2 protein-coding genes are annotated in these 1501 nt (G+C 69.6%); both read right to left on the reverse strand.

From position 1 onward, the window contains the following. Nucleotides 1-830, reverse strand: an 830-nt coding sequence (locus E1298_RS46880; protein ID WP_481726154.1) for an NsdA family TPR-like regulatory protein, incomplete at its 3' end; no start/stop codon positions are given. Between the two features lie 157 nt (nt 831-987). After that, nucleotides 988-1501: tetratricopeptide repeat protein (locus tag E1298_RS46885; protein WP_131903793.1), on the reverse strand; the 514-nt coding region annotated here is incomplete at its 5' end.

The following is a 1501-nucleotide window of genomic DNA, read 5'->3' on the forward strand; positions in this document are numbered from 1 at the left end:
CGGGTGATGCCGCGCTGGGCGGCGGCGAGGGCGCGGGCGGGTTGATCGGTGTAGATGGCGATCGAGGCCATGACATCAGTGGCCCACGCGCACAGCTCGTCATGGCCGGCCTGGTCGGCGTGCTGGAACGCGTCGACGGCCCACGCCTCGGCCGCGAACGGGTCGCCCAGATCGTGCGCCAGCCAGGCGAGCGCCTCCGACAGCCACGCGGCGTGAACATAGAGTTCGCGCGCTTGCTTGAGCGTGTGAGGTCCCTGGATCAGCTCGGCGACCTGGTGCCGGTAGGCGCGGGCCACGCCGAACAGCTCGCCGGGTGCGCGCTTGCTGTAGGCGTGATCGAGTCCGACCACCACCGCGTCCAAATGGGCGAGGGTCCCGGCGCCCAGGGAGGTCACGTCGGCGAGCCGGGTGAACTCCATGGCCTCCTCGGCGGCATGACCAAGGACGCGGTGCACCGCCTCGGGTGTGGCGGCGGCGACACCGAGTTTCAGGGCGTCTCGGCGTTTCGTCGGCTCGACCTCTGGTTGTGTGGGGGCGCTGTCCTGGTGCGGCGCAATTGCCTCTGCGAACAGCTCTTCTTCGGTCTTCCCCGTTACGCGGGCGTACAAAGGCCGATATATCGGGCCGGGGATGTGGTCGCCGCGCTCCCATTGTTTGATCATGTCCGCGAGGCTCTTCACGCCCGGGAGGCCGTCGGCGCCGGGGCCGGCTGCGGAGCGCAGCATGATCGCCCACTTCTCACGGGACCGGTGGGGGCGGCCGTACCGGTCCCGCGGTTCCTCGCGCAGCTTCCGCAGCCGCGCCCCGATGATCTTGCTGGCGTTGGACATCGCGGTGCACCTCTCGCTAGGGCCCTCTGGGGGACGCGGCGGTGCCGCCCTCTACCCTTCTCATCCTCCCGCTGGGGATGTGGTGCCCGCCGCAGATTCACTGATAGTGACCGGAACGCCACCCGTGTCACAGGCGCACCAAGACCCGCGCCGCCCGTCAACCGATCGGGCGAACCTGCCGGAGCGCCTCACCAAAATCGCGAACAGCGGGCAGTTCCGGGTACCGCGAAGTCAGAACGTCGTTCAAATTCGCCGCATGGATTCGGACGGAGCTGACCAGCCGCGGTGTGGTCAATGCCTTACATCCGAGCGCAGCCGCCTCTTCGGGCTCGCCCGTCTGAGCGAGGATGATGCCGAGATCGATGCGGGCGATCGCCTTGCGCTTCGGCGCCGTGGCCTGGAGTGCGAGGGCCGACTGCGCGTACCGCTCGGCCTTCTGGAGGTCACCCTGTTCGGCGTCGCCAAGCCAGATGTACGCCTGCGCTGGATAGGACGTCATCGCGAACGAGGCGACCATGCCGGTGTCCACCGCCAGGCGCAGCGGCGCGCGGCTCGGCAGCCTGTCGTGGAGGTCACCGGCCTGCTGAAGTAGTTCCTCGCACTCCGCTCGGTTGCCGAGGCGGGCCTGGGCGCGGGCGGCTTGGGCGCGGAGGCGGACGGCGAGGGGGTGG

The organism is Actinomadura rubrisoli (genome assembly GCF_004349215.1).
GTDB lineage: Bacteria > Actinomycetota > Actinomycetes > Streptosporangiales > Streptosporangiaceae > Spirillospora > Spirillospora rubrisoli.